The following is a 20,985-nucleotide window of genomic DNA, read 5'->3' on the forward strand; positions in this document are numbered from 1 at the left end:
TTATGAGTTATGTGGATGGGTTTATTGCTGCAGTACCAAAGGCAAATAAAGCACAATATATTGAACATGCAACAAAAGCTGCTGCGGTATTTAAAGAACATGGTGCCTTACAATTGGTTGAATGTTGGGGGGATGATGTTCCAGAAGGAAAAATTACTTCTTTTCCAATGGCTGTACAGTGCAAAGAAGATGAAATAGTTGTTTTTTCATGGATTCTTTGGCCGTCCAAACAGGTTCGTGATGTGGGAATGAAAAAAGTCATGGAAGATCCTCGATTAAAACCAGATATTAATCCCATGCCTTTTGATGGTAAGCGTTTGATTTATGGAGGATTTAATATAGTTGTTAATGTCTAACAGGATGCAACATCATCCGGAGAATTTAAATGCCTGGTCCTTATAATACACATGTAATAGTGAATGTATTCCGCTCCATTGTTCAATTAGTATCTCAAAATCCAGAATTATTAAATACTCCTGGGGTTTTTCGAGTCGCAGCAGCAAAAGAAGAGACACAGAGATTACTTGATCAATTTATCAATGAACAATTTGATATGGAGCTTCTAAGCCATTATGTGATGGAACAAAATAAAGTAGATAGTGAGCGATTTCATAATATCTTAGGAATGATACCTGCTGTTTTTAAAGACAGCCCCATACTAAATTCTACAGACAGCCAGCTGAGCATCTTCTCCCAAAGATTAAAATCTTTATTTAAGCCTCAAAAAGAAGAAAAACTTATAAAGGCAACTGAGTTATTCGATAAGTTTATTTGTGATTTATTACTTTCGAAAAGAATAGAACATCAACGTGCAGGAGAAATCCTTGATCATTACTGCTACTTAATGCATCAAGCAGGTACATTCCAAGATACCAATCTCATGACGTATACTAATCTCTCTATTATTATGGCTCCCCGTTTGACCGAAGTTTTAGATCTCTTCCATGAAACAGACTTTTTGGGACTAAGTGGATTTATAAGTCAGTTAACGCCAGTATTAGAACATTACATTACGGATGAAAAATGGAACTACGATTTTAAAGAGCGTCATGCTGATAAATTGGAGCATTTAGCAAGCACAAGGCATTCCATATGTGAACAATTGGAGCATATGAAAGAAGCCTTCAGAGACACTGTAACGGTTCCCATGAAAAGCTTGATGCTGCAAGCAGCAACACTCAAAGCCCAGATTGAAGCAATAGAAAAACAGCTACAAAATCATTCCCTTAAAAGAAAAGCAAAGAAAGAATTAACCAAACAGTTGAAACAATTAAAAGCAGAGATGAATGAACTCAACCTCAGGATTTCTGAATTAACTCCTAAAATTTCAACGATAAATGATGGTTGTCAAAAAATACAAGAAGAAATCAATCACCTGTCTTTTTCAGGGGATGGAATAAGGACAGTAAGAGATAATCGTGGAGAAAAATCAAGTGAGTCAAATCTAACTCGATTAAGCATTTTTGAGTCTGGCAAAAGTACAAACACATCTACTTTTTTATTTCCAATTCCAGAAGAAGAGGAAACTGATTATGAGAATCAGCATACTGCTAATTTAGGAGGCCCGAAGTAAAATGCATTTTCTCTCTCAAGCCCAATATAAAGACGAAAGCTTGAGAGAGCTTTGCAGCCAATAAAGAAGGCACTTCCCCTTATTTATGGACCTCCACGTAACAACAATACAAGAATCAAAATAACAAGAATTAAGCCTACGCCACCGCTAGGGTAATATCCCCAACCGCTGCTATAAGGCCAAGTGGGAAGTACTGCGAGTAACAGTAGAATCAAGACAATTAATAGAATTAAGTCCATAGCAAATTCCTTTTTAAATGATGATGTTCTAAATATAGAACATAATTTAATACAGTGGATCTTTTTTAATCAAAAATCAGCTGAATTACTCTTAAAAATCATTGAACTCCTAGAAACAATTTATTCCATGATCAATTTGATTTACTATACATTCCACCTCTCAGGAGGTATGTGAAAAATATTGTATTATTCATATTTTTATTTATTTTTCATGGTTTTCAATATTATTTAAGGGGTCCTATAAATGCGTAAATTATTGATATCATTTTTGTCTATCCTGTTTGCAATATCCTATGCAACTCTAGCCAATAGTTATGGTGTTCACGAAGACCATCCTTATGATTTTGTAGTTACAAAAGATGTTTATAAATTTTCTGAAATTTATCAGATTAAATCCCCCCAAAAAGAGACCTACCCAGGATCAATCAAAAAGAGTGCTTTTCGTATCCGAACAAATTATGATTTATCCAATAAAGATGGATGGCAAGCAACTGGAATTACTCGAATCATTTCCCTAGGCTCTTTATATCCTTGGGCAAAAGAGATTGATATTTATGATACTCGTGGTGTACAAATTGGCTTTATTGATGGAAATTTAGCAACTCTTGAATCTGCAAAATTTACTATTTATGACTATGATGAAGCAGGAAAAACTACTGAAATTGGCTTTGCTTATGCAAATCCAAGTTTTGATCGATTTGTCATTTTATCATCAACTACCAATCCCCATCCAATTGCTGAATTCAATCGAAACTTTGGCGACAAAAGCTGGAGTGTTTCTGTGCATTATCCTGAAAAAATTGATGACCGCATCGTTCGAATTTTTGCCGGTTTTGTGATTGATTATGAAGATAAGTTTTTAGCAGGCTCAGAAGATTCAGACGAAGATGAGATTGATTATTTAAACCGCTAATTTAATGAGGCAAAGTTGGATAATTACCCGTGAAGCCAAGAATATTCATGGTTTAATTTTGCTCAATTTATAAGTAACTCTGTCACCCCGCGCAAGCGGGGCTATTTTTATGTTGACAATGTACTCCTTCATGGAGGGATTCCGAATGACAACATCCGCTAACTCCTTAGCTTGACAGCTATAGGTAAATTACCCAACCTTTTAAACTCTATTAAAAACTTCACATCAATGATATTGAAGCATCTCTAACTGCATTTTTTTCAATAAAATCCAAATGCTCCAAACTCCTATTAAGATCCTTTCCTTTTTGCTTTATAATTTCTTCCATTTCTTTTACAAAGTTATGCACATCAGTCAGAATAAAATGACGCTTTTTATATTTTACATAACTAAGATACTGTAAAGCGATTTCTCTACATTTTTCTGGAGTGTATATTTTATTAGCTTCAAGCCCCTCTTGATACATTTGCTTCAGCGCTTTGGCTACTTTTGGGCCACTCTGTTTCGCTTCGGAAATATAATGAGCAATTTCTTGAGGATATGTTTTTTGTAGAGATTCTTCTGATTTTTTAAACAAAGTATGACTAGAAAATATACTTAAAGAGCTTATTTTAGCTTGTTTCAAGACGAGCTCTTTATCAGATAGATCCTTAGAGGATAGTTCTTTATTTTCTGAGTTCATTGGTTTGTCTGCTAAAAATTTGGGAGTACACTCGATCAACGCAGAAAGAAAATTACCGAGCAGCAGACTCCAAGAAGGATCTGATCCTAATTTAATGATTAACTTACCAACAAGCTGAAAGACAGACTCAATCGCTTTTTCTTTCATTACATAACTTGGGTTAGCATAAATTAAATCCATTTGCTTTATCAAAGCAGATAGTAAATCATGTTCAATCTTATCCTTTTCGATTGAAGCCTTAGAATGCATCATGCGTAATTCATCAAGTATTTCGAAAAGTTTTTGCTCCATGTCTGTTAATTTTTTTGTAAATATTGTATCAGGAATTGTAGAAGTCCAATGAATATCACTTTGATTATTCAAAATCATGTCCGGGCTTCTGGATTGAAAAAATGGACTGCTGCCATTTCTATGAATATGTAATGCGATCTCAATATCGTAAAATGTATCAATAGTTCCCTTTTCATTTCGTACCATACGCTCACCTTGTATTGCACGATGTAACACGAGAAGTGTTTCTTCTGAACCCCATACAAATTCTTTTTGTAAATGCTCTTTGTAGAGGTTCAAATATTTTTCATTATCTGCTAAAAAGAAATTTACTGTTTCATCTCTTAGAATATTATCTATAATCTTTTCTTTATAAGCCTTAATTTCTTTTTCAGTACACAGCTTCTCTTCTTTTTTGAGTTCTTCAACCTTGATAGCCCACAGACGATTAAACTCCTCTATAACATGTGGCACTCTTGCAATTGCATATTCTGTCATCGCTAGATCAGTGCCACTCATCTTATATATTTCAGCTGCGGTATAATCAGGATTAGTAAAGCCATGATCAATGAGTTCATGAAGTTCTGAAACATTCTCCAGTAGTGCTTGTCGGAAACAAAACTCCAAACCGTATTTCGCTGAGGAAAACAAGGGGGTATCATGAGAAGACAATTTAAACTCTCGTAGTGTATATTCAGCTGCCAAATCCCGAGTAGCTTTTCCAAGAATAGGCTCAATAATGGTTTTGATTTCACGAGATGTAAATTGATAATTTGGGTTCTTAGACAATAATGTACGCAACACAACTTTATCATCTTCTTTAAGCTTTAACTTATTAAAAATATTTTCTGTAATATCGGGAGCATTTTTAGCCCGTAAATAATACATTAAAGAAATACTATACGCGTAATACATACAATTGCCTTTACCACTATTATCTACATCAAACATATTGACTCCTTTTTTGTTTTTATATTCCTCGAGTTTTCTTTGTAAGTTACATTGGCAGTATAATCTCACTTATGATTTGAATCGTTTTCTAAACAGAAGGCTTTTTAAACCGAAACAATTTTCTTTATCGCTAATGGATTCTTAATCCTCTGCACCAAGTACTGAGTGATTTTTTGATTGAATAAACTATCCTTTTGTATGGTGGGAACGAAACACATTGACATAACATTAGTCCCTTAGTTTTTATTTCGCTTAACCTGTAATCTATACGATCAAAATGGCATGCGCAATACTTTTATCCCATTATCAGATCAAAAAGTATTAATTATAGTGTTTTTTGATATGCAAGCTCTACACCAGCGTCCTGCAAGGTCTTCCGTATGCTTAACATTAATGATTTGAATTTTTGACTGACGCATTGAGTTTAGAAAATGAACCAACCATTTAAATTTAAATAGATAGGTATGGTCCATTTTACGCTAAAAAGGGCCTACATTTTATAGATAGATTCAGGATAAGCCTCTGAATAGGGAGGAATATTCTCCTTATTTATTGTTTTATCCTTGGAGTAGATGATATTTAAATTTCTGCGATCCATTTTTTTGCCTTCAAGGTTCACTAAATAGGCTTCCATATTGTATATATGCAAAGTGACACTCACTCCTTCTCCTAGAGCTTTTCTTCGCTTGAGTTGATGAACAAAAACATCACTTAAGTCATCGCGATTGCTGTGAAATCGATAACGATCAACGCGATTCGCGAGTCGTGCAGTGTATTCGCCCGTAGGCAGGTAGTACTTCTCAGATATAGGCCCCTCTAGAACAGTAACAGTGCCTTTATATTTGTGGTCATGAATTGTTGTCTTTTGTCTCGGTGCAAATGCAAATACCCATATAGAGAAAGGATTAGATTTATCAGGATGATCATAAAGAAAATATCGACCAACACCATTTGTAGTTGGAGCAGCAGGCTTATAGACACTGTGATCTAGTTTTAATGAACCTTCTAGCAGTTGTTTGGGCAAAGATGTAGATACCGTTTCATAGTTTATTACGTCTAATTGATTTATCGCTTTTGTAATTATCTCTCTATTTTGGCTTATTCGATCAATTTTCTCAAACATGTCACTTCCCTCTGTGTACATTTTATTAAATGACGATAGACTCCCACCGAAATTTTCGGAAATGTATTAGATACATACAGCATTCAATAATATATCTAATAGAACTACAACTTGGATTAAATACAATTAATTATGAAAATCTCTTTCTAGCTATCTAAACAATATTACTTGATTCCGCTGATTAGAAATAATTTCTATCTTACTGTGCTCAAGCTTGGTCGTAACTTTCATAATTTACTTTTCTTAGTTAATTTCCGTCAAAATGATTTCTTATTGAACAAAAACAGTGAGTGTCTATACTCAGTATAGAAGCAACTTTATTATGAGAAGTATTATGACACAAGAAAAAGTTCCAAAAGAAAAAATCAAAGTTGGATTTTTTGGTGGGGAGCAAGGAGGGAAAAGTCAGCTTGTTAGGGCTTTATCAGGCGAAGAGTTTTCTGAAGACTATGTGAATACAATAGGTGTAGCATTTAAAAGTGTTTCAGCAAGTAGCAAAGATTGTGAACTTTTCATTGCAGAGATGGGAGATGCTGAAAGACATGATAGCCTGATTAGTACTTATGCAAAACAATTTGCGGATATAAGTGTTATTTGCATCGATCAAAGTAATCACGATTCATTAGAGAGAGCTCAAACCTATATAAATGGAGTTAAAAAAGGAAATCCCGATACACAAATTATTATTGCTGTTACTAAAATAGACCTTCATCCTCCTGCAATTACACCGGAAGAAATAAGGGACTTTAAACACAAGAATAAAATTGAGTCCGCTCCGGTTATTGAGACGAGTGCCAAAAATAATGTGGGAATTAAGGAGTTGCATGAGGGTATTTACCTGCTTAGCTTAGATAAAGATAAAGATAAAATAATGGCGTTTTCTGAAAAAGTTCAAAAAACAATTGCTAAAATAAGTAGTTTGCAAACCGATAGCTATAACCTCCATAATTCTCCTGCATTTGCAGCTCTGATAACATTAAAAGAAGAAATAGATAAAGCAAATGGTTCAAAAAAATCTGTCCAAAATGCAATTGATCAATTTACTCAAACTGTAAATGAGAATACACTAAAAGTAGAGCCTCCTGATGTACGTTGGCAGATTACAAGATTCTTTCAGGCACTTCTCAATTGGGATAAGTCGTATTTTGAAGACAATCAAGCAGAGATACAAGAAAGAGCACGTTTTACGAAACAAACTTCACTAAAAGATGAACTAACATCTTTTAAAGATGAGGCAAAAGAAGAGCAGAATAAATTTAGTCCAAATTGATTTCATTAATGTAAATTCTCATTGAGAATTTGTATGATAAATAAAAATGGGATAAATTAACCGATTTAATGGTTTGACTTCATATTAAGGATGATGATCTCATTGAAAAACCATGGGCATCCAATCAATATGATTAATAAAGAAAAATGGGATAAATTAGCCGATTTAATGGTTCAACTTCATATTAGGGATGATGATCTCATTGAAAAGTTTATCGTGGGCAGTGGTAAAGGAGGTCAGAAGCTACATAAAACCGCCTCGACAGTTTATTTGAAACATATACCTTCTGGCTTGGAAATAAAATGTCAGGAGTCTAGAAGCCGTGAAGACAATCGTTATTTTGCAAGAATACGCCTTTGTGAAAAACTACATTCAATCGTGAGTGAGGAAAAAACAAAAGAACAGCAAAAAATTGAAAAATTAAAACGCCAAAAGAAAAGACGCTCAAGACGCGCTAAGCAAAAAATTTTGGAGGAAAAATTCCGACAAAGCGAGATCAAGGTACTAAGAAAAAAACCCGTATCCTATGAATAAACCCTGAGCCAAATTAGAGCGAAAGCTTGCTATTTTAATCCCCTTACCCCAAAATTCAAGCATCAATATATCCCCTTCCATCAATAGAGCTCTTAATCATATCAATATTGGTAAACCCCGCCAATAGTTTATTTTTTATAAAAAGTGTGCTATTTTTGATCTAATCGCATTTGGAAATGGAGTTCGAAATGGGATACCGCGACGGATTAAAATTCCAATTTACAAAAATGGACGCTTTGCATGCACTGGGTCAACCTGTTTCCTCCTTACTCGGAGTATCAAATCAAACAGAACAAACCTTAAATAAATTGGGTATTAAAACAATCTACGATTTAGCAACCTGCCCTTTATTCCAGATTGCTCAGGATATTGCTGCAGCAGCAAATGGAGAAGGGAGCTCCATCGTTACTCGTTCGGGAAAAATTTCCTCGAGTTTTATCACTGCAGATTCACCACAAACTCCATATGCTTTAGTTGGAGAAAAAATTAATGTCTTTAGAGATATTGGTGATACGCTTGTTACTGAAATAGAAAATAACTTGCAAGTCGAAACCGTTGGTGATTTAGGTCGATGGCCTCCATTCTGTGCCGCTCAAGTCATATTAAATGTTGGAGTTCCAAACTTAAATCAGGAAGGAGAGGAAAAAGGCAGTGAATTAGTCCCGCGCCTGGGTGAATATCCAACTGAACGGCATTATTATCGTTCAGTGGTTATCGATCAGGTTACACCTCAGGAAACAACTGATTTAAAAACCGCAGGTCCCATTGATATCTCCCCTACTGTTTCCTCTGATTTTGGTTTTAAAGCACCCGCGGTAGGAGCAATGTTGACTTTTGCTCAATCCTGGTTTGCACAAGGAATAACTTTAGGTAATTTATTACATAGCATTGCGCTGGCACCCGGTGAAAGTACTCGTATTGCAGTCATGGACTGGTCACGACAAGTCAAAGCATCGGGACAAGAAACGATTGCTGAATCAGAAAATCTAACCAATACAACCACCCATAATCGCGCAATCAGCGAAGTGCAAAATGCAGTTGCCACAGAAGTTCAAACGGGTTTTTCAAAAACAAGCGGAAGCTCAACTACTTCAGCAGGTGGAGGCGGTTTAGGGTTAAGTTTGGGCCCCTTAACTTTAGGCGGAAGCGGCTCATCTTCAACCTCAAGTTCCAATGCTGAAAGTTTTTCAACTTCATCAGGAACTCGTAATCTTGCTGCAACCATGAATCAACAAGTTGCTGATGCCACACAACAAGCTGCCTCCTCAGTACGCGATCGTCGGGCCTCAATCGTTAAAGAAGTATCGGAGGAAGAACATCAATCCGTATCAACTCGTATTATCGCCAATTACAACCATATGCACGCATTAACAATTCAATATTTTGAAGTCATTGAAATTTATAGAGTAAACGTTCAATTACAGCAGGTAGAGCGTTGTCTTTTTGTACCCATGAAATTAACTCATTTTGATCAAGCAACAATTAAACGCTATCAAGGAGTACTGGCCAATGTAGCGATAAACCAGCGTGCAAAGGAATTATTAAGTAGAGAATTCGGTTCCGTAATTATTCAGCCCACTTTACCCCTTCGTCCGACACGTTCCGTATTTGACCACGTAGCAGTACTTGATCGAATGCCATTAAATAGATCTATGCGAGCATCTACTAACGCAACAAACACCGCAGAAGATAGATCTAATGCTCCCCCCCCAACTACAACAGAACCGACAACTCCACCCACTACACCGCCTCCCACAAGCGGGCCTTACTGGATAAATGATGAACTCATAAGAGCCTCTCGTATAACTCTGGCAGGTATCACGAAGCCAGGAACAAACAGTGTCACATTACCAGGTGAAACAGAGTTTTCAGGAATTTCGTTGGATCTTACCGCACAAAATCGTTCAGCTATTTCCATTACTGCAGTCAACCTAGACTTGCAATCCGGAAATGTAGTTAAATTAAACAGCATCAGCCCTATTACTTGGATTGCTACCGAATCGATCCCAATTCAAGAATTAATTGCAATTAGGATTACCTCGGCAAATACAAGTTATTTAACTGGCAGATTAACCCTGCAACTCAGTTACAACAGCGCAAAATTTCCCATTAGTTTACCTGTTGAAGTGAGTCCTAATGCAGTTGAAGTACAACTGTGCCGCTTTTCAGCCAACCAAAGCGAAGCAGAATTGGAAATGCACCTTGAACAGAACCGATTGCATTACAGTCAAGCGATTTGGCGTGCATTGGATCCTTCACAAATTTCACTCCTATTATCGGCATATACTTTTGAAGGCAAACCAATAGGAGATTTAATTGATCCAAATCCTATCATGGTCGCAAGTAATTATTTAGTATTTCGCATGCCAAGCTTTATTCAAGCGGTAGGTATTGAAAATACTGAATCAGATACAGAAGATGAAGCTCATAAAAAATGGCGCGGTTGGTTAAAAGATCGTGGCTTAATATTAGGTGCAAATACAGCAATCGAACAACTTGTACCTATTCCAACGGGTGGTGTCTTTGCTGAAGCAGTACTGGGCCGCTCCAATTGCGCTGAACGTCTTGATGCCACTCGCTTCTGGAATTGGCAAGATTCACCTATACCGCTACAACCTCCCGAAATTGCCGCGATTCAAATGGAGTCTCGTACTCAACCAGTTGATGTTACCCCTGGTCAGCTGGGGGCTCCTGTTTTAAATATTATGAATCCTACGACACTTCCTGATCCAACAGGTGTGGGGGCTATATTAAATGCTGTTCAAAATGGCAACATGTTCCGTGATATGGCGGGACTCGCATCCACTGCCGCATTAGCACAGGCTTTAGGAAACAACTCAACCAGCGCAGGCATTGAGGCAGGGAGACAAGCAGCAGCTAATTTAGCCGTCGCAGCCCAAAAAGACATTGAAGAAAAGAAAATTGCTGCACAACTAGCCCTGGCTGCAATGGGATTACCTTCAGCGAATGCTGGCTCAACTAAAAATATCTCTGAGGGAGGTGCCTTATTAAATACTGCTACAGAGATGGATAAACGCTCACCAAGATTGGTTCCTTCTTCTGCATCTTCAGATACAGGAGGTAGCGGTTCAATAGGGAGTTCTGGAGATAGCTCAGGAGGAGGAATGAGTGGTCCAATGATGCCTGGGGTACCCAATGACGTGCGAAATCTATTCGGTGGCGGTAGTCGAGCAGATGAAGTGCTTTCTAAAATGAATTGGGGTAGCTTAGGACAATCAGGAGCCTCAATTATTCCGGCCAGTTATGCTGACAAAGGGGGTGGTAGTGGCAGTTCATCCACTACAGGAACAGTGATTAGCTACGAATTGGCCTGTTATGCTAAGTTTCCCAGACCTTGGGCCAATGAAGCAGATGAAGTTCAAGGTCTAGGAAATGACAAATGGCTTCCTTCAGAGGAGGAATTTGACATCATTAGCCCTGCTGCCACCAGTGCTAATAATCAAGCCACAAAACCTTTTGGTCAAGTCATGACTTCGCTTGAAGATCTCATTAATACGGTGACCTATTTTGCACCCAAGGTACCTGGATTTGGAGCATCATATGCATCCAGAGTACTAAGACTTAATCTTTTCTTGTATGCACAAAGTGGAAATGTAGGATTTGAAGGAATCCTAACTACCAATGGAAAATGGCAGTCAACTCTTGGTACTGACATTAAGTCTGCGGGATTAGATTCAGCCCTAATAACAGCTATTAGTAAAAAAGCTGCCACTAAAATATTATTGACCAAACTCAAAAAAGCCTGGGTTCCATCTACTGAAATCTGGCTTTATACCTGTTCTGCTGTGGTTAGCGATGCATTTGGGAAAAAATTGGCGAAACTACTTGGGGCAACAATTCGAACATTTGATGAGCCATTCTGGGTATTACCTACTTTTGATACCACCCAACAAAAAGTTTTATCTCGAGATGAGTTTGGCATAGGTTCTGATTTTGCAGCCGCCTCAGCTACCAGAACAAAAGTTCTGCACAGCTTAGATGTCTTATCAAAAAGGACATTTAAACCATAACGGTCAATGCACATACATCAAGTTTATTTTATATTGAATGAGCATGATGTGAGTGAAAGCGACTCTCTTGTTTTTTGGCTGATCTAGATTAAATATTTTGCTAATATATACAAATAAATCATTTTTAATACAAATTTGCTCTGTTAATTTGGAGAAAATCAATGACTAAAAAAGTGCCAAAAAATTTTGGGAAGTCGTTTGACTGGAATGTAACTACAGACAAAAAACAAATAAATTCACTGAATAAAAATACCCGAACAATTGCCGAGCAATTAGACGAGAATCCATTGCCAGATAAAGACCAATTAAATCCAAAGAAAAAACAATAACATACACGTTTATTTATCAACGAAAAATAAAACTTGCATATTTTTTATAAAAACTTATCATAACTAATACGCTGTTTTATTGAAAAAGGATTTTATAGATGATGTTATTTAGACGATTTGCTGCTTCTTCTCTCCCTAAAACGATTAAGTACCCTCCTGCCTCTAACCGTTTTTTCAGGAATATAAATTGGTCGGTACCCCAAAAAAGTGAGGCCGAATCAGAATTAAATAAATCGGTTAAAACTATTGTGAAAGAGCTTGAAAATTCCTCATCAATGGATGCCCCAGGGCCTGCTTCGAGATTTAAATAATATTCGATGCAAAAACTAAGACAGGATTCCTCCATGGAATCCTTTTCATATTATTTTGTAGATGCTTGCAGTGAATTTTGAGATGAAAAACTCTCCAATACTTCAAAATGCTCAGGAGCATCAGATTTTAATTCTTCAAAATTTGTTTCATCTTGCACATCAAACGCACCATCCTGAATGGTGGCAACGACATTTTTCTCAAGATTATTAATTGCAGTTGAAGTAACCCCTTGTCGAACAAATGCAATTTTAGCCGATCCGAATTTACTCGGATCGATTACTCTTGTCATACTTGCCGCAATCGAAATATCTGCACCTTCAAAAAGCTCGTCTACAGACGTAGCTTTGCTATTGAGTTGGCTTTGATTAATGAAATCTACATATTGCAAGAGATTGATTACATAGATTGTATTAGTCTCACAATCTACTACTACAGCGGGCTTATTATCTTCTGGCTTCGAATCTTTCCCTTTCTCTTTACTGAATTTTTTCACAATCGCCAACTCATTATTTACCACACTAATAACTACCTTTTTAGATTCGTTTTCTTGAATAACTAATGGAAAACGCTCACTCACACTACGATAAGAATTCAATACATATTCAGGAGGAGTAATAAAATCATTATTTGAAATACCCCTTTGAATAACACCATCAACTGCATTCTCAGGTTTTCTAGTAGAAACTGTTATTAAATAAGTGCCATCTTTTTTTAAGCCGATATCAAGCCATTTAGGCCATATGTTGCACATCTCTTTGAATACATTAGGCACTCTTTTATGTTGATCCATACGGCGCGTTAAGAACTCACCGCTCATATTGTAAGTCACTACCGCTTCGTCATGCGTCAATGTACCAATATGTTTTTTATGAGTTCCCTTCACACATTCGTCTTCATAATAGATTGTTCGTTTTCTATCAACGGTCAGAAGAGACAGCTCATCTAATGAATATCCGGTTTGCCGTTGTAATTGCAAAGCAAAACCCTCTGTTGTAATGGATTTACCACTTCCTGGCCCCCCTGCCATCAAAACTGTGAAACGGTCAGGATAACTTTTAGGTGCTTCTTCTTGGACTCCAACAAATGTATGTGCTTCCATTGCTGAAACTAAAGGTAAAGATTCATATTTAGCTTGTTTAATAAGAATTTCGATAACGCGTTCTGAAAGAGTATATATTCGCTCATCTACCTCACTTTTAAGTAATTCATCTGCAACGTGAGTCATAGCTAGTTCGCTTAGCATAGAGTCAGATCCATCAATTATCCCTTTTTCCCTCCGCTTTATAAGCTCTGTTTTAAATTTATTAAAATGCTTAGGAATCTGAGGATGTTGAGCCTGCTTGCTTGTATCATTAAGGACATCATATACCCAATTAAAATATTTCTTTCGTTGAGACAACATACATGCTTGCGGAATCACTGGTAAAATATGTTGTGTGTGAAAATCACGGACAAAAACACCAAAATCATTATTTTGAGCAGGCGTTTTTAACAATAAAGGAATTAAAGCTCCAGTGATTTGTAAGGAGCGGCGATGCGTATCAAATAATATTAAATCAGCAACGGATTGACCATTGTGACCTTTATAACGTCCAAAACCTTTTTGCTTCCACCATAACTCCTCTCTTTTGATCAGTGAATTTTTTAACACAGTAAATTCAACAGAAGAATCTTTAAACACCTCTGGATATGCTTCTTTCCCTGATTCAAGAACGGACTCAATATCACAAGATCCCGCATTGAACTCCTTCCAATTGTATTGAGAATAAAAACGAACAATTGTTGTATTACCACCTAGAGAGAGAGTTCTATTGGCTCTTTGAGTAAATCTAGTTCTTGTGTGTCTAACTGTTCTACTCAACATCTTTTAATTTCCTCATGTAGCTTATTACGTAATTTTTGCTGTATTTTACACAAAACACATTAACCAAATATTAAGCACGGGGTTAATTTATAGGTTTATATGTAGGATAAACGCACTAATTTTAAACAAAAAATGCTGTTTTTTTATACTTACCATTCCCACGACATGTTCGCGGGGTTGTTAATGAGCTTCGATCCGGGGGTCATTTATGGATATTGCGGGAGTCGTGTGCGTAGGCATAATACTATTCATAGATACTTAATCATTTTTTTGAAATAAGTTAAAAATTGCTGGGCTAATAAGGATCTACATGGACTATACATTGCTCATATACCAAATCATTTAAACGAAAACAGTTTTTGCCCCGAAAAATAATTCATATTGATATGGATTGTTTTTATGCTGCCATTGAAATCAGAGATAACCCACATTAAATGATATACCTGTGGCCGTAGGCGGAGCAGCAACCAACGCGGTGTACTTTACACCTATAACTATGTTGCTTGCAGCTATGCTGATGGCTAAAGCACAAAGGCTTATTTGATAATACGTTACATCTTATTTGCAATATCTAAAATCATATAAGCACCCGCCGTAGACAATGATTTATGTAATAACCGACAGTTAAATCCTTTAAAAAAAGCACTAACTCCATGACTCCTATAAATTCCTGATGCAATTTCTCTTATTGTTGGCTTAAATTCATCAGTACAGGCCTGTTGTCGGCTCTTTATCACATCAAGCGGAGTAGTTGCAGAAACAACTGGGACTGAAGCAGCAGTTGCCCACAGAATCGTTGATAAAAAAGTTTGTTTTTCCCGTTTGGTTTTAATTGCATGATACGTCATGAATAAATAGAGCCAACTTGGAAATGCTTTTCCAAGTGTCGCTGTACTACCAACAAAAAAACCCGGAAACCCTCTTTGTTGATAAATAGTTTGCATTGCTTGAACAGGTTTTATAGGCTTATCCTGGCTGGCTATGGCTCTCATTTGCACTGTTTTAATATTCTCAAGCGGGCTGAGTACTAAAGTATCAAAAGTAGCAGCGATTGTTGCTTTGAAAAAACTGCTGAACACCAGAGGAAGCGGGTGTTTATCAATTTCATGCGGCATATAGGTAATCAACAAAGGTCTGTATATTATTTTACTTTGTTGACGAATAATACAAGACATGAGCCCTGTAGATAAATGGTTCAAATTCGTGCCTATGAATTGTTTTGTAATAGAATAAGAGCTCTGGTAAAGATTTGTTTGAATTGCAACCTTAAGTCTTTCTGCAGGATGCCCTATTAAAGTAGTGAGTCCCGTATAACTTACACTAAACGCATAAGCATCCCAAAGTGTCTTTTTCTCTTTTTTTTCTTGCCCCATCACTACGCCTTCTTCAAAATAAAACGTGCGAATATTACCACAATGTTTTTTTTTAACACACTCGGTTTTTATTGAAAACAGCTTGGATTGACTGTTATTTTTTGTTCGCGGAAAGAAAACAGGACAATTTTGATTTGAAAGTAATATAAACCATCCATTGGATTTTATTTATCATATTCATGATTCAAACAATTAAAATGTAGCAAATTTGAATGGTATTAATTAGTATGGTGTAAAAATAAAATGAAGAAAGCTGCGTTGTGTTACATAGAAATGAGTATGATAACGTAAATTGTTTATTTATCAATAAAACCACTCATCCCTATTTTAAATAGCATTTCTTATTATTGAACTTATTACTACTACAAGGGAAGTTAGAGTGAAAATGAATCAATTTCAATTAGCAAGCACTTTATTTTTAATGATGAGCCAGGCTTTTGCAAACAATCCTGTTCTTCATTTTTTGGATAAACCTTTCCCACCAAAAAGTTCCACATTAGGAGGAAGTATCACTTCTACATATACTTTTACCAATAATCTTCCCTTTACTTTTAAAAAACCATTTCAGGTAATCCCGATACTGTGCCCATCTGCAGCTCAAGAATGTACTGCTACTGGAGTAGAATTTAAATACAACGATCATTGTACAGGGAAAAAACTGCAACCTAAAGAAAGCTGTACCTATAGTATTACCTTAACCCCAAGCAGCATTGGCCAAAAAACGATTTTAGTGGCTTACAGCGGGTATGACAATAACATGGTTCAGGTTCAACCCGCGTTAACAACAGTCGCAACAACAGTCCCGGCAGGTATTTTAGGTACAACCAACTTCCCTTCAGCCCAACCTTTGCCCCGTCAAACATTTGCAAATACAAACTATACAGTAGCTTTTACGTTTACAAATTATGATGCTTCAAAGGCCAGTTTCATACAAAAAATTACTCAAAACAATAATCCGCTCCATCCCAATTTCGTAATCACCAGCAACAGTTGTATTCCATCTGGAACAACTGGAACATTAGCGAGCGGCGCTCAATGCAGTATTGTCGGTATATTCAATTCACCTACTAATGGCACAGTTACCCTCACAGCTGAATTGATTGGTAACCTCAGTTCCAATAAACTCGTTACATCCACCACAATACAATCCTTTTCATTCAATCAACTGATTGGTGTTGATTATAATCCCAATCATTATACCAATAACTACCCATTCAATTTTCACGATGTTTTCTATACGGGTACACTGAACAATTCTGCGGCCACTAATGTTTATGCAGAACTTCAACAATTACAGAACGCTGGTTTTACAACAGTTCGCTCCTATCAAACCGAACCCTATAGTTGGATAGATATTATTAAGCAAGCCAACGCCTTGGGAATGAAAGTTATTTATGAGGCAGTGATTCCTCAACAACCCAATGACACTATGTATCCAGGGTGTCCTTTAGGCGCTCAAGATTATATTCCATGTGCCCAAGCTTCATTAACTGCTGTGATTCAGGCAGTTACCCATACTGTATTTAATAATACCGTCATACTTGTTTTTGCGGGGCATGAAAATTACTGCAATGCAGGGAATACGACTCCTCCATGCACGGGCACCTCAAACATTACTTATTTAACCAATGCAGTATCTGCTTTAAAAGCCACACTGACTGCACAAGATTTGACAACTCCTGTAAGCTCTGCTGTTCTTAGTGGAAATTTCGTCACCCCAAGCCCTGCAATTTCTACCGATATGCAAACATTAATTAGTTCTTATTCTTCTAAAGCCCCCCTAGCCTTTGATCCTTATCCCTTTCAATTTGGCGTAACCCCAGCAACAGCAGCTGTATGGGCTCCTCCATTAAGCTCAACAGTACAACAGACCAACTCACTCGCATGGGATTACATACATGTTGTAGGTTCAACAACCCCACCAGCCTTACCCATGGCGAACGAACAACCCTTTTATACACCTGGGCGTGTTCTATTGGCAGCAGAAACAGGTTGGGCAACAGCGGGAACGACTACAGGATATGCATGTAACTCTCCTGGCCCATGCGCACCATCTGTGGCAAATGCTACTGCTTATTTCCAAACTCTTTATCAATTGAATACAAATAATTTTATAAAGACATCAGGATATAAGATAGGTGCTCTTGCCTTTGAGGCCTACGATGAACCCACAAAACCAGGCCCTACGGCAGAACAACATTATGGTCTTTTTAACTCAAGTTGTGTGCAAAAAAGTGCAGGCATTGTTCCCAACAATGCAATGGTATCCGCAACGGGATGCCAAGGGTTTACCAATGGCACTCTATTAACCATATTTGGTACGACTCCTCCGACTCAGCCATCATTTAAGGTGCAAATTACTTATCCATCGAGACAGCATCCAACAATTAATGTAACGATACCTGCTAATTCTGGAGTAACGCCTAATATAAGTACGATAACACCATGGCCACAATTTTTAATTTATCAAGGCGCCAAGATTACTGTTTCTTCAACTACCAGCACTCAATCCTGTACAACTACAGCCACAGCAGTCACTGCATCACCGTCTTCAATTACTTTCGGACCAGTGACCTGCACTAAACCTCCCCCCAGCAACATGGGATGCTTTGGTCTGGGATGCCAACTATCTAATCCTTTTTAAATTGGAGGACTTTAAACAGCGATTGGTGAAGTCTCACGTAATGATAAAATAAAAATGTTGCGTCATTAGAAGCCTGAGATATCGTCACCTTTTTTAAACAATTCATCGATCACTTAATGATCGAATTATTTATATATAAAGTCATTCCCGCGCAAGCGGGAATCTACCCATCATTTTAACTCGTTACTTTAACTTAATTTGCATTATCTTTCTAAGTAGTTTATCGAGCACATCAAATGAATGAATTATGCACATGGTGATTTAAATATTGACACCAAGACCGATAAAAATATATAATTGTGCGCAAATCGATTACAATTAAACCAAATAAGCGAGATACTCTATGGAGTCAAAATTTTTTAATAGCACATCTATTCCAAAAACCAGTAAAGAAGCTTTTCGCACATTAACCAAGACTCAGGACTTGAAAAATATTGAAGATATTTTATTTAACTTTAAACAATTGGTGAGTATTAAAAAAAGCAAGCTCACTTCTCATGCTCGTCAAAATTCAATAATACCCAACAATCAAGAATTTATTGAAAATATGGAAACACTCCTTAAAAAGCTGCAAAACGCTGTTGCGAATGAAAAACCATATCAATCTTTATTTGGTGATGTGTGCAAATTAAAAGAGGATTTGCAAGTAATTTTAGGATACTATCAATCTCAGATTCGGCAAAATCAGCCTATTGTGAAAAGCTATCTAAAACAAGCTCAAGGGAAACACGGTGAGCTTAGAGCTGTAGTATCTGGAATTCAATCTCACGAAAAATCTTTACTTAATAAAGAAGATTCAAGCATTCTAACCAAGTACACCATTAATTTTTGTGCAGACGATAATATGCACAAAGATATTGAAATGATTGGCAACATCGTTCTGAGACCTTGCTTAGCGGATCATAGCAATGAACCTGGATTTTCCTATATCTAATGCGTTTTCGTAAGCAGTAGCATAATATTTTGAAGCTTCTTCTCTATGTGCTAAATAATTGAGGCATATATTTACTTGTTGAATAAAAAAATTACTAAGTTACAATAAGCTTTTTATTTTTCGAGAAATGATTATGGGATTTTATTTCAATACCTTCAGACAACAAGAAGCCGATAAAGCTTATAACGAACAAAGATATGAAGAAGCACTTATGCATTACTCAGAAGCGCTAAAAACTCTGAATTTGCATGCTGCTTCTAATAGTGTCCAACACTCTGATTTTTACGATGCCTTAGTTTATGTACTTTCCGAGATTGTAACAACCAAGCTTCAGCTAATCCGTAAGGAGGCTGAAGACTTGCACTTTGATAATATTACAAAATATTGGCAAGATATTCCCAGTTTACTGCATGAAATCGAACTTATTCACAGCAAGCATCTTGCAAAACTAACACATGCTTTGAGCAATAAAGAGCAAGTGATTCGAAAAACACATGAATTACTTGCTGCCGTTTGTGAAGAAATAAGTGATGAGTTAGTAGATCAACTAGAAGATAATGACGAAAAGAATCTTAATTCGCAAGTAGTGCTTTCACAAGCGATTGAATGGATGAATCGAGCTATTACCTTTCAGGAAAAAACAAAAGATCGCCCCAAGCTTTCAAGCAGCCTAGGCTATTTAAATTTACTCGAGCAACATTATAAAGAGACTGGAAATGAAGCCAACCTTCATGCCATGTCTGATTTCATAAGCAAATACAAACTCTTGGAAGTGGCTATTCAATCTCCCTTGCGGAAGTTGGAGTTACTAAGCTATGTAATAAGATTAGCCATTTTTAATCTAAATGATACCAGTGAACTTGTTCATGAATGTGAAATACTCTATGGCTTACTTTCTGAAGAAGACAAAGAAAATCCTATTCTAGATGATCTTCAAAATTTAGTTAATCTGGTACCTCTTGAAGACAACGAATCGGAAGAGGAAAGTCAGCTAAAAGACATGGAGTCAACAGAAGAAACTCATCCTACTTCAACTTTAGAAGAAAGCACAATTGATTCAACGGAAACTGACTTTGCATCAGAAGAATTTTATTTAAGTGTCAACCATCCCGATATTCCGATGGAGATTCAATATGTTAGCTCTGAAGTCACTCAACCTCTTGTTCCTGAACCTTCCTCAATGAGCCCCTTTAAGACAGCCCACCACGTACTAACACAACAACACCTTATGTTGCTCCAGTCCAGTAGTCAAGGGAATAGTCGAGCTTCACAAGTTTTTTTTAGCAACTCGTTTCAGGCACCACTATCAGAAGAGACGCACCTTTATAGCAAAGCTCTTCATTTAGCCCTGAAAAAAATAACCGCTGATTCACACAATCCAAAATTTTTGGCTAATTTACTCTGTCTTATAGCAGATTTCTTCAGTAAATATAGGGCGGATGGAATTCAAAAACAAAATGCTATAGTTATAGCCTTTGATCTATATCAACAAGTACTTAAAATAGATCCTACGCATCATAGAGCACATATCAAATTAAATAAGTCATCTATCCAAAATAAGTCGCTGATTGGGCCATATAAATTTTTTAATAATGGAACTCAAAGCCTTACATCGGTTGCCACTCAAATATCGACAGCAAAAGATTGTTTTAATCAGGCACTCGAAGAATTAACGATCCAGCTAGAAAGTTTCTTAATGAATAACCCTAGTAAAATCGAAAAAACGATAAACAACTTAATCGACTTTATTGGTGACAAATTAAGTGATATTACGAGTACTCCAAGTTCTGAAATAAGAGCAACGCTTACTCAAACATTTCGGGAGGCACTTCTTAATTCAGCACACTCTAGTAGTACCCCCATCAACTTTTAAGCTCTAGAATTTTAGCAGTTAACTAAGATATGGCTGTAAGTTTTTTATTTTTTGCCGATTTGTTTTGTGG

At 36.7% G+C, this 20,985-nt stretch carries 16 protein-coding genes and 1 pseudogene; 12 read left to right on the forward strand and 5 right to left on the reverse strand.

The window, feature by feature from the left end; all coding sequences use genetic code 11:
- Positions 1–2: 2 nt before the first annotated feature.
- Both Ltuc_RS09770 and Ltuc_RS09775 read left to right on the forward strand, forming a co-directional pair.
- Positions 3–356 carry a DUF1428 domain-containing protein gene (locus Ltuc_RS09770; protein WP_058521075.1) on the forward strand — a complete coding sequence of 118 codons (354 nt, stop codon included), beginning with the start codon at positions 3–5 and terminating at the stop codon, positions 354–356.
- Between the two features lie 29 nt (positions 357–385).
- Positions 386–1,573, forward strand: coding sequence for a Rho GTPase-activating protein (locus tag Ltuc_RS09775; RefSeq protein WP_058521076.1), 1,188 nt, complete (start codon positions 386–388; stop codon positions 1,571–1,573).
- Between the two features lie 83 nt (positions 1,574–1,656).
- Here Ltuc_RS09775 and Ltuc_RS15070 read toward each other — a convergent pair whose 3' ends face one another.
- Positions 1,657–1,812, reverse strand: a complete 156-nt coding sequence (locus Ltuc_RS15070) for a DUF3309 family protein (RefSeq protein WP_083498074.1) — start codon at positions 1,810–1,812, stop codon at positions 1,657–1,659.
- A 244-nt stretch (positions 1,813–2,056) separates the two neighbouring features.
- On the opposite strand from Ltuc_RS15070, the gene Ltuc_RS09780 reads away from it, so the two are divergent.
- A complete protein-coding gene (locus tag Ltuc_RS09780; protein WP_058521077.1) occupies positions 2,057–2,725 on the forward strand; it encodes a hypothetical protein in 669 nt (222 codons plus the stop codon).
- Positions 2,726–2,945: 220 nt separating this feature from the next.
- Here the strand turns inward: Ltuc_RS09780 and Ltuc_RS09785 are convergent, their stop codons facing one another.
- The gene (locus Ltuc_RS09785; RefSeq protein ID WP_058521078.1) at positions 2,946–4,628 is read right to left on the reverse strand and encodes a hypothetical protein; all 1,683 of its coding nucleotides are present in this window, start codon (positions 4,626–4,628) and stop codon (positions 2,946–2,948) included.
- Between the two features lie 490 nt (positions 4,629–5,118).
- On the reverse strand, positions 5,119–5,751 hold the full coding sequence (locus Ltuc_RS09790) for a cupin domain-containing protein (protein WP_058521079.1): 633 nt from the start codon (positions 5,749–5,751) through the stop codon (positions 5,119–5,121).
- 334 nt (positions 5,752–6,085) lie between these two features.
- Between Ltuc_RS09790 and Ltuc_RS09795 the strand changes: the two genes are divergently transcribed.
- The 5 genes from Ltuc_RS09795 (at position 6,086) to Ltuc_RS15455 (ending at position 12,226) form a co-directional block, all read left to right on the forward strand.
- Positions 6,086–7,021 carry a P-loop NTPase family protein gene (locus tag Ltuc_RS09795; protein WP_058521080.1) on the forward strand — a complete coding sequence of 312 codons (936 nt, stop codon included), beginning with the start codon at positions 6,086–6,088 and terminating at the stop codon, positions 7,019–7,021.
- A gap of 129 nt (positions 7,022–7,150) precedes the next feature.
- Positions 7,151–7,555 (forward strand): peptide chain release factor family protein, encoded by a 405-nt coding sequence (locus Ltuc_RS09800; RefSeq protein WP_058521662.1) that lies wholly within the window; start codon positions 7,151–7,153, stop codon positions 7,553–7,555.
- Between the two features lie 188 nt (positions 7,556–7,743).
- Positions 7,744–11,586: a hypothetical protein gene (locus tag Ltuc_RS09805; protein WP_058521081.1), complete on the forward strand. Its 3,843-nt coding sequence runs from the start codon at positions 7,744–7,746 to the stop codon at positions 11,584–11,586.
- A 161-nt stretch (positions 11,587–11,747) separates the two neighbouring features.
- Positions 11,748–11,915 (forward strand): hypothetical protein, encoded by a 168-nt coding sequence (locus tag Ltuc_RS15560; RefSeq protein WP_165480994.1) that lies wholly within the window; start codon positions 11,748–11,750, stop codon positions 11,913–11,915.
- 98 nt (positions 11,916–12,013) lie between these two features.
- Positions 12,014–12,226 carry a hypothetical protein gene (locus tag Ltuc_RS15455; protein WP_083498076.1) on the forward strand — a complete coding sequence of 71 codons (213 nt, stop codon included), beginning with the start codon at positions 12,014–12,016 and terminating at the stop codon, positions 12,224–12,226.
- A gap of 50 nt (positions 12,227–12,276) precedes the next feature.
- Here the strand turns inward: Ltuc_RS15455 and Ltuc_RS09815 are convergent, their stop codons facing one another.
- Positions 12,277–13,878, reverse strand: a complete 1,602-nt coding sequence (locus tag Ltuc_RS09815; protein WP_238584104.1) for a hypothetical protein — start codon at positions 13,876–13,878, stop codon at positions 12,277–12,279.
- Positions 13,879–14,477: 599 nt separating this feature from the next.
- On the opposite strand from Ltuc_RS09815, the pseudogene Ltuc_RS15880 reads away from it, so the two are divergent.
- Positions 14,478–14,595 (forward strand): annotated as a pseudogene (locus Ltuc_RS15880) (Y-family DNA polymerase); the annotation flags it as partial.
- Between the two features lie 47 nt (positions 14,596–14,642).
- On the opposite strand, the gene Ltuc_RS09820 reads toward Ltuc_RS15880, so the two are convergent.
- Complete coding sequence (locus tag Ltuc_RS09820; protein ID WP_058521084.1) at positions 14,643–15,464, reverse strand: MC/SLC25 family protein; 822 nt, start codon at positions 15,462–15,464, stop codon at positions 14,643–14,645.
- A gap of 385 nt (positions 15,465–15,849) precedes the next feature.
- Here Ltuc_RS09820 and Ltuc_RS09825 point away from each other — a divergent pair, with 385 nt between their 5' ends.
- From Ltuc_RS09825 to Ltuc_RS09835, 3 genes are all read left to right on the forward strand, one after another.
- Complete coding sequence (locus Ltuc_RS09825) at positions 15,850–18,108, forward strand: glycosyl hydrolase family 17 protein (protein ID WP_058521085.1); 2,259 nt, start codon at positions 15,850–15,852, stop codon at positions 18,106–18,108.
- A gap of 424 nt (positions 18,109–18,532) precedes the next feature.
- Positions 18,533–19,042 (forward strand): hypothetical protein, encoded by a 510-nt coding sequence (locus tag Ltuc_RS09830; protein WP_133138350.1) that lies wholly within the window; start codon positions 18,533–18,535, stop codon positions 19,040–19,042.
- A gap of 127 nt (positions 19,043–19,169) precedes the next feature.
- Positions 19,170–20,915, forward strand: coding sequence for a hypothetical protein (locus tag Ltuc_RS09835; protein ID WP_133138349.1), 1,746 nt, complete (start codon positions 19,170–19,172; stop codon positions 20,913–20,915).
- Positions 20,916–20,985 lie beyond the last annotated feature (70 nt).

The sequence above is a fragment of the Legionella tucsonensis genome, assembly GCF_001468035.1.
Classification (GTDB): Bacteria; Pseudomonadota; Gammaproteobacteria; order Legionellales; family Legionellaceae; genus Legionella; species Legionella tucsonensis.

Excerpts from the sequence above, each read along its gene's own strand:
- Ltuc_RS09805 (WP_058521081.1), top strand. The coding sequence starts at position 7,744 with ATGGGATACCGCGACGGATTAAAATTCCAATTTACAAAAATGGACGCT.
- Ltuc_RS09795 (WP_058521080.1), top strand. The coding sequence starts at position 6,086 with ATGACACAAGAAAAAGTTCCAAAAGAAAAAATCAAAGTTGGATTTTTT.
- Ltuc_RS09775 (WP_058521076.1), top strand. The coding sequence starts at position 386 with ATGCCTGGTCCTTATAATACACATGTAATAGTGAATGTATTCCGCTCC.
- Ltuc_RS09825 (WP_058521085.1), top strand. The coding sequence starts at position 15,850 with ATGAATCAATTTCAATTAGCAAGCACTTTATTTTTAATGATGAGCCAG.
- Ltuc_RS09790 (WP_058521079.1), bottom strand. The coding sequence starts at position 5,751 with ATGTTTGAGAAAATTGATCGAATAAGCCAAAATAGAGAGATAATTACA.
- Ltuc_RS09770 (WP_058521075.1), top strand. The coding sequence starts at position 3 with ATGAGTTATGTGGATGGGTTTATTGCTGCAGTACCAAAGGCAAATAAA.
- Ltuc_RS09800 (WP_058521662.1), top strand. The coding sequence starts at position 7,151 with ATGATTAATAAAGAAAAATGGGATAAATTAGCCGATTTAATGGTTCAA.
- Ltuc_RS09835 (WP_133138349.1), top strand. The coding sequence starts at position 19,170 with ATGATTATGGGATTTTATTTCAATACCTTCAGACAACAAGAAGCCGAT.
- Ltuc_RS15560 (WP_165480994.1), top strand. The coding sequence starts at position 11,748 with ATGACTAAAAAAGTGCCAAAAAATTTTGGGAAGTCGTTTGACTGGAAT.
- Ltuc_RS15070 (WP_083498074.1), bottom strand. The coding sequence starts at position 1,812 with ATGGACTTAATTCTATTAATTGTCTTGATTCTACTGTTACTCGCAGTA.
- Ltuc_RS09785 (WP_058521078.1), bottom strand. The coding sequence starts at position 4,628 with ATGTTTGATGTAGATAATAGTGGTAAAGGCAATTGTATGTATTACGCG.
- Ltuc_RS15455 (WP_083498076.1), top strand. The coding sequence starts at position 12,014 with ATGATGTTATTTAGACGATTTGCTGCTTCTTCTCTCCCTAAAACGATT.
- Ltuc_RS09820 (WP_058521084.1), bottom strand. The coding sequence starts at position 15,464 with ATGGGGCAAGAAAAAAAAGAGAAAAAGACACTTTGGGATGCTTATGCG.
- Ltuc_RS09780 (WP_058521077.1), top strand. The coding sequence starts at position 2,057 with ATGCGTAAATTATTGATATCATTTTTGTCTATCCTGTTTGCAATATCC.